The following is a 7665-nucleotide window of genomic DNA, read 5'->3' as shown; positions in this document are numbered from 1 at the left end:
TTCGCTCGACTTGCATGTATTAGGCACGCCGCCAGCGTTCGTCCTGAGCCAGGATCAAACTCTCCAAGAAAGTTGATATAGCTCATTTTGTTACGTTGGCTTAGCTTTTATTAAAAGCTAAAAAATTGTTTGTTGACGTTCTTGTTTGTTTAGTTTTCAAAGAACAATTTCACCTCATGAACACTTCGTTCAGAAGCAACTCTATTACTATATCATTTTGTTGACTTGGCGTCAACATCTTTTTGTAAAAAACTTATTAACATCAATGTATGTTAATTCGTTATTAACGCCGCTCAAATATAATAACACCATTCCCAAAGAAGGTCAATAAAGATTTTAATAAACTTTAAGTTTTGCTTCGGACGCATATATATAGAAAGAAAAAAGCCGACCCACTACTTTAGGTCGGCTTCACCTTTATTTGGTGATCTTAATAATTCCTCCTTGTTTCAAATCTACATGTCCAGGCTTTTCAATCACTACCTTTTCGCCTTCAGCCAAATTTGTAAAGACAATCGGTGTAATTGTTGATGTTGCGTGTTCCTTAATATAATCTAAATCTACTTTAAGTAAAGGCTGGCCTTGTTCGACAATGTCATTTTCCGAAACCAACGTTTCAAACCCTTGACCTTTAAGATTGACTGTATCAATTCCAACATGGATAAGAATTTCTCGTCCAGCATCTGAAAGAATTCCAATTGCATGCTTAGTTGGGAATAAGTTAACGATTTTTCCTTTGACCGGTGATACAATAGTTCCTTCTGAAGGAACTATCGCAAAGCCGTCCCCCATCATCTTCCCTGCAAACACTTGATCAGGAACTTCTGTAATTGGTTTTAATTCCCCTTTTAGCGGCGCCATAAATCCTTCATCTTCTGTACTTCGTATAGTTTGAAGTGCTTCAGGATTAATTTCCTCAATTTGCTGTTCCACACCTTTTTCCGGCGGTTTCACTGTGCTCCGTGGTTTTTTTCCTTCTATTATATCTTTCATTTGTCCCTTAATCGTTTCTGAGCGTGGTCCGAAGATTGCTTGTATATTGTTTCCTACTTCTAGAACACCTGCTGCACCCAGCTTTTTCAACTGGCCCTTATCTACATCTTTAATATCATTAACCGAAACACGGAGACGGGTAATACATGCGTCTAAGTGAGCAATATTTTCCTTCCCGCCCATTGCTTCCAAAATGTTAGATGCTAAATCACCTGAACCCGCTTTTCCGGTTGGAGCTTGATTTTCCTCTTCCTCTAATTCACGCCCTGGTGTTTTTAAATTAAATCTACGGATCGCAAATCTAAATCCAAAATAATAAACGACTGCAAATACGAGACCCACAGGAATAACAATCCATGCATTGGTTTGCGGGTTAATTAGACCAAATAAAATGTAGTCAATTAATCCGCCTGAGAAAGTCATCCCGATTTTCACATCTAACAGGTGCATGATCATAAATGATAACCCTGCAAAAATGGCATGGATACCAAATAAAATTGGTGCTACGAATAAAAATGAGAATTCAAGCGGTTCCGTAATACCTGTTAAGAAAGAGGTTAAGGCAGCCGATGCCATTAATCCTCCTACTATAACTTTCTTTTCTGGCTTCGCTTCATGATAAATCGCTAATGCCGCTGCAGGTAAACCAAACATCATGAATGGGAATTTACCTGTCATAAATGTTCCGGCAGTTAGATTTTGAACATTATCTGTGATTTGTGCCATGAAGATACGTTGATCTCCACGAACTACTTCTCCTGCCTTTGTAACATATTCTCCAAATTCATACCAGAATGGAGAATAGAAAATATGGTGTAAACCAAATGGAATTAATGATCGTTCAATTACTCCGAAAATGAAAGCAGAAATCGTTAAGTTAGCATGCACCATGTTTTGCGAGAAAGCATTTAGACCATTTTGAATTGACGGCCAAATGAAAATCATCAAAACCCCTAAAACAAGAGCAGATGCTGCAGTAATAATTGGCACAAAACGTTTTCCAGCGAAGAATCCTAAATAAGATGGTAATTCAATTTCAAAAAATTTATTGTACATCGCTGCTGCTAATATACCGACGATAATACCACCAAATACTCCTGTCTGAAGAGTAGGTATCCCAAGTACACTTGCATAACTTAGACCATTGACATCTTCAGTAGTAATACCCAATACTGTACCCATCGTTACATTCATGACTAAGTAACCGATAATGGCAGCCAGACCTGCTGTTCCTTCACCGCCAGCTAAACCTACAGCAACACCCACCGCAAACAAGAGCGGTAAGTTCCCGAAGATAATATTCCCGGCATTCTGCATAACAGACGCAATCATTCTAACTGTACTGTTATCTAAGAATGGCGCTAGGTCTAATAGCGCTGGGTTTAAAAGCGCTGCTCCTAACGCAAGTAAAATTCCAGCCGCTGGCAAAAGTGCAACTGGCAGCATTAATGCTTTACCAACTTTTTGCAAAACACCAAAAGCTTTTTTAAACATATTAAGAACCTCCAAATATTTTATATTGCTCATTAAGCGTTTTCATTTATCCTCCAAGAAACACAAAAAAGGCATGAGTAAAAGTTCAATTGAATCAGACTACAGGTATAGACTACCCGTAAGTCTTGGTTTCAATTAATCTTTTCACTCATGCCTGATCGAATCAGTAACACGTAAAAAATTAATAACTATTTAAATTTTTTCTGTATTCGCTGCAAATGCATCGTTAGATAGACTGCCTCCGCGTCAAATACTTTCATTTTTAGGGTTTGTTGCATTATCTTAATGAGCTTCCATGAGAGATTATAGCATACTGGATATTCTTGTTTCAATAGGGAAGATATTTTTTCTGGTTCCTCTACTTTCTCCCCTTTTACGACTCTCTCAATCGTAAAGCGCAAGTGACGAACCAATCTCATATAATCAATACCTTCTTTATCGATAACAATATCAAATTGCTCTTCTACCATTTTCACAAGCCTGCTGACCAGCTGCGAATGCTGATTTACTTCGGATAATTGCCTATTTGTCATCGCACTATGAATATGCAGAGCGATAAACCCAATTTCCCCCACAGGAAGCGAGATCCCCGTTTTTTCACGTATTAATTCAATTACCTCTGCCGCAATTTCATATTCATGCCGATAAAGCGTTTTCGTCTCGATAAGAAATGGATTACTAATTTCCATCCCTTTCACTACCCTTGTAACCGCGAACATCAAGTGGTCTGTTAAGGCAACATGAATATGTTCATCCAGACGGGCATTTGTCTTTTGTTTAATTAGGCTTATCGCAGAAATAATGACTTCTTGTAAATCATTATCAATAAATGGAAGTAATTTAATATAATTCTGCTGCTCTTTTTCGTTTTTCAATACAAAAAGCTTTTCAACCGATTGTGTTTCAATAAATTCTCCACGTTTCCGATTGAAGCCAATTCCTTTTCCGATTAAAACAACTTCATCATAGGAAGGGTGTTCAGCAATCAAAACATTGTTATTTAACACCTTATCAATTAACAGCTTTGCCATAACCTTCTTCTCCATTCGTCCCAACTGCTATATTACCCATGTTATAAGAGACAAAACAAGAAGTCAACGACAAGAGTCGACAGGCCCCCTACTTGTATGTAATTCCTCTTATCGCGATTAAAAAGAAAACCGCCGTAAATCCGACCAATGCCAGCGTATCCATGAGAAGGGTAGTGAAATGGAGGCTGCCACTGATAATTTCTTTAAAACCTGACATCGCCCAGCTTTGGGGAACAGCCAAAGCTATTTTTTGCATAAACTCTGGAACTAGTTCAATCGACCAATATACACCGCCGAGCATACACGTACTTACCACTAGAACAGCCCCAATTGCACCTGCTTGTTGTTTCGTTTTAACAACACCTGCGATCATTAGACCAAAACCAACCACACATACTATCACCAATGAAGCAAAAGGAATCAGATATGTTAAGTTCCCCCACTGTGTATCAAACAAGATATTCATTGCTGCCATTAATACTGCGAACTGAATCCATCCCATTAAGAAATAAGCAATCAGATACCCAAAAACGATCCGAAACTTTTTAGCTGGAGTGGTCATCAGCCTGTTCAACGCTCCTTCCCGTTCACCTTCTTATATCTATAGTCACACAGTAATAAATTGGAAATCCTGATTATTTATTGTGAAAAATAAGAGTATTTTGTGAAGTACTTCACAGCAAGAAAAAGAGCCTGTGATTATCACAGACTCTTTCATCTCAATTATAAAAATAAGAAGTATAGAACGAAAATCACGAAGAAGAAGTACATGATTGGGTGAATTTCCTTCATACGTCCTTTTACAATCATGGTAATTGGGTAAAAGATAAACCCAATGGCAATCCCTGTAGCAATGCTATATGTCAAAGGCATAGCAATCATAGTTAGGAAAGCAGGTACAGCCACTTCAAATTTTGTCCATTCAATTTTCCCTAAGGAAGCAACCATCAATGCGCCAACGATAATTAAGGCTGGTGCAGTAACTGGCGCGGTAACAACTGATAATAACGGGAAGAAAAACAGCGAAAGAATAAATAATGCTGCTGTAACAAGTGAAGCAAAACCAGTCCTAGCCCCCGCTGCTACCCCTGCAGATGACTCAATATAAGATGTTGTTGTTGATGTACCAAGGACAGCTCCGACAGTTGTTGCTACTGAATCAGCAATTAATGCCCTGCCTGCACGAGGTAATTTATTGTCTTTGATCATACCTGCTTGATTTGCTACTGCAACTAGTGTTCCAGCATTATCAAAGAAGTCGACAAACAATAGAGTTAAGATAACTCCGAGCATAGTCATTGTATAGAACGAACTTTCAGTTAAGGAAGAAAACGCAGCTCCAAATGTAGGTGCTAAACTTGGAACACTATCGACGATTTTGTCTGGAGTGTCGATTAAGTTAAAAATCATTCCTACGATAACAGTAATAATCATTCCGAAAAATACCGCGCCATTAATTCCTCTAGTCATCATAATAACCGTAATAATGATCCCGAAAATAGCAAGTAAAGTTGGTCCGGCAGTCAAATCACCCAATCCAACTAGGGTTGCATCATTGTTTACTACAATACCTGCACTCTGCAAGCCAATAAACGTAATATATAAACCTATACCAGCACCAACCGCGTGCTTTAACTCAATCGGAATCGCATTGATGAGCTTCTCACGTAAACCTGTTAATGTTAATAAAAAGAAAAACACACCGGAAATGAATACCGCACCTAATGCATGCTGCCATGGAATGCCGCTCCCTAACACTACTGTAAAAGCAAAGAAGGCATTCAATCCCATCCCAGGTGCCAAGGCAATTGGGAATTTTCCTAGAAGTCCCATAATAATGGAACCAATCGCCGCAGCCAATGCTGTCGCTACAAAGACTGCCCCATAATCCATCCGCATGGAATCTGGTAAATCCGGTACACTTGATAGTGTCAATGTTAGCGGGTTTACCACTAATATATAGGCCATTGCCAAGAAGGTGGTCACACCGCCAATTATCTCACGGCGATAATTCGTCCCTAATTCTTTAAACATAAAATACTTCTGCATCTGTTTATTACCCCCTAGGAATCTATCTATAATAAAAACAAAAAAACGCTCCGACATCTACCGGAACGCTTGACTTGGGGCAAGTGTAAGATAAGGAAATTATTCCCTGTTTAACACTGCCTCGTAGTCAAGCCATTTACGGTGGCTCGGTAGAAACTTTTGGGCCATATCCCCAATATTATACGAGTTAAATCGACAAATTATTTACTTCTTCTTTATATTATCAGGGATCAACTTCTTTGTAAATATAAAAAGCGAACGTTTTTAAAAATATATTAAAAAACGTTCGCTTTTAGAACTATTATTTTAAATTTTATTCCCACTCAATCGTTGCAGGCGGCTTACTAGTTATGTCATAGACCACACGGTTAACATGTGCTACTTCATTTACAATTCGAGTAGAGATGACTTCAAGTACATCCCATGGGATACGTGCCCAATCAGATGTCATTCCGTCAATAGAAGTAACAGCACGGATACCAATGGTATAATCATATGTGCGTGCGTCTCCCATTACACCTACACTGCGAATATCAGGAAGCACGGTAAAGTATTGCCAGATTTCACGATCAAGTCCAGCCTTCTTAATTTCTTCACGGAGAATCCAGTCAGATTCGCGGACGATTTCGAGTTTATCTTCAGAAATTGCGCCTAAGACACGAATTCCTAGACCTGGTCCAGGGAATGGCTGTCTCCAAACAATATCATCTGGAATTCCAAGCTCTGTTCCTACTGCACGGACCTCATCCTTAAACAAAGTATTCAATGGTTCAATAAGTTTAAATTGCATGTCTTCTGGTAATCCGCCGACATTGTGATGCGATTTAATGGTTTGTGCCGTTGCTGTGCCACTTTCAATGATATCGGTATACAGCGTTCCTTGCGCTAAAAAATCAATTCCTTCAAGTTTTGTCGCTTCATCATCAAATACATAAATGAATTCATTGCCAATGATTTTACGTTTCTTCTCTGGGTCAGAGACGCCTTCTAATTTTGACATGAACCGATCTTTGGCATCGACTTTAATCACATTCATATGGAAACCTTCAGCAAAGGTCTTCATTACACTTTCAGCCTCATTCTTACGAAGCAAACCATGATCCACAAATATACAGGTTAGTTGATCACCGATTGCTTTATGAATAAGCACAGCTACAACGGATGAGTCTACTCCGCCGCTGAGAGCGCAAAGTACTTTTTTATCGCCAACTTGCTCACGGATTTTGGCCATTTCCACTTCAATGAAGTTCCCCATAGACCAATCGCCTTTACATCCGCACACATTAAAAACAAAATTCTTAAGCAGCTCATTGCCATATACGGAATGACGAACTTCCGGGTGGAATTGCACTGCATAAAGTTTCCTTGCTTCGTCACTCATTGCCGCGATAGGGCAATGTGGGTTTGTGCCGTCAACAGTAAAGCCTGCCGGCGCTTCGACAACCAAATCACCATGGCTCATCCAGACTACTTGCTCGTCAGGCATGTCATGGAAAAGCTTCGTTTGATTTTGAAGGTTCATTACTGCTTTCCCATATTCACGATTCTTCGCTTTTTCAACTTTCCCTTGAAAGTGAACAGTCATTAATTGCATTCCGTAGCAAATCCCTAAAATAGGCAGACCCATTTCAAAAATTTCCTCATCACAGCGGAAAGAGCCCTCATCATATACACTATTAGGACCGCCTGAAAATATGATTCCTTTAGGATTCATTTTTCTAATTTCCTCTGCTGTAATCGTATGCGGATGAAGTTCGCTGTATACACCAAACTCACGAATCCTGCGTGTAATCAACTGGTTGTATTGGCTTCCAAAGTCTAAAACTACAATCATATCCTGCGTACCTGTCAATATGGCCACCTCTTCCAAAATAGTACTAATAGTATTTACTCAAAAAAACAAAAAAAAACTAGAATTCTCCTCCCCAAATAAAACAGGAAGGCAGAATTCTAGCATTCTTACAATAGCTATAACAGAAAATTCTGCCTTCATAGTCAGGTCTTTTATGGTGACCCGGTAGAAACTCTCGAACCCTATTTTCGAGGATATATGAAGGTATTAAGATTAATTTTACAGCTTATTGTAACAATAGGTGGT

Annotated in this window: 5 protein-coding genes, 1 rRNA gene and 2 riboswitches; all 6 genes read right to left on the bottom strand. The window is 39.0% G+C overall.

What is annotated here, in order from left to right; genetic code table 11:
• Window positions 1-70: ribosomal RNA gene (locus V7108_RS24800) — 16S ribosomal RNA — on the bottom strand; the annotation flags it as partial.
• 347 nt (window positions 71-417) lie between these two features.
• Complete coding sequence (gene ptsG, locus V7108_RS24795; protein ID WP_335569697.1) at window positions 418-2487, bottom strand: glucose-specific PTS transporter subunit IIBC; 2070 nt, start codon at window positions 2485-2487, stop codon at window positions 418-420.
• A 188-nt stretch (window positions 2488-2675) separates the two neighbouring features.
• Entirely contained in the window at window positions 2676-3518 is an 843-nt protein-coding gene (gene glcT, locus V7108_RS24790; RefSeq protein WP_335569696.1) for a glucose PTS transporter transcription antiterminator GlcT, read from the bottom strand.
• Between the two features lie 88 nt (window positions 3519-3606).
• Window positions 3607-4092: an ABC transporter permease gene (locus V7108_RS24785; RefSeq protein WP_335569695.1), complete on the bottom strand. Its 486-nt coding sequence runs from the start codon at window positions 4090-4092 to the stop codon at window positions 3607-3609.
• Between the two features lie 149 nt (window positions 4093-4241).
• Window positions 4242-5567, bottom strand: coding sequence for an NCS2 family permease (locus V7108_RS24780; RefSeq protein WP_335569694.1), 1326 nt, complete (start codon window positions 5565-5567; stop codon window positions 4242-4244).
• A gap of 104 nt (window positions 5568-5671) precedes the next feature.
• A riboswitch (purine riboswitch) is annotated at window positions 5672-5773 on the bottom strand.
• A gap of 107 nt (window positions 5774-5880) precedes the next feature.
• On the bottom strand, window positions 5881-7401 hold the full coding sequence (guaA, locus tag V7108_RS24775; protein WP_335510675.1) for a glutamine-hydrolyzing GMP synthase: 1521 nt from the start codon (window positions 7399-7401) through the stop codon (window positions 5881-5883).
• A 138-nt stretch (window positions 7402-7539) separates the two neighbouring features.
• Window positions 7540-7641: riboswitch (purine riboswitch) on the bottom strand.
• Window positions 7642-7665 lie beyond the last annotated feature (24 nt).

Source organism: Neobacillus vireti, from assembly GCF_036962345.1.
In the GTDB taxonomy this organism is placed as follows: domain Bacteria; phylum Bacillota; class Bacilli; order Bacillales; family Cytobacillaceae; genus Neobacillus; species Neobacillus vireti_A.
The sequence above is the reverse complement of the archived record's forward strand: the minus strand, read 5'-3'. Positions and strand labels throughout refer to the sequence as shown.

Coding starts and splice junctions, on each gene's coding strand:
- ptsG (WP_335569697.1), bottom strand. CDS start 2,487: ATGTTTAAAAAAGCTTTTGGTGTTTTGCAAAAAGTTGGTAAAGCATTA.
- glcT (WP_335569696.1), bottom strand. CDS start 3,518: ATGGCAAAGCTGTTAATTGATAAGGTGTTAAATAACAATGTTTTGATT.
- V7108_RS24780 (WP_335569694.1), bottom strand. CDS start 5,567: ATGCAGAAGTATTTTATGTTTAAAGAATTAGGGACGAATTATCGCCGT.
- guaA (WP_335510675.1), bottom strand. CDS start 7,401: ATGATTGTAGTTTTAGACTTTGGAAGCCAATACAACCAGTTGATTACA.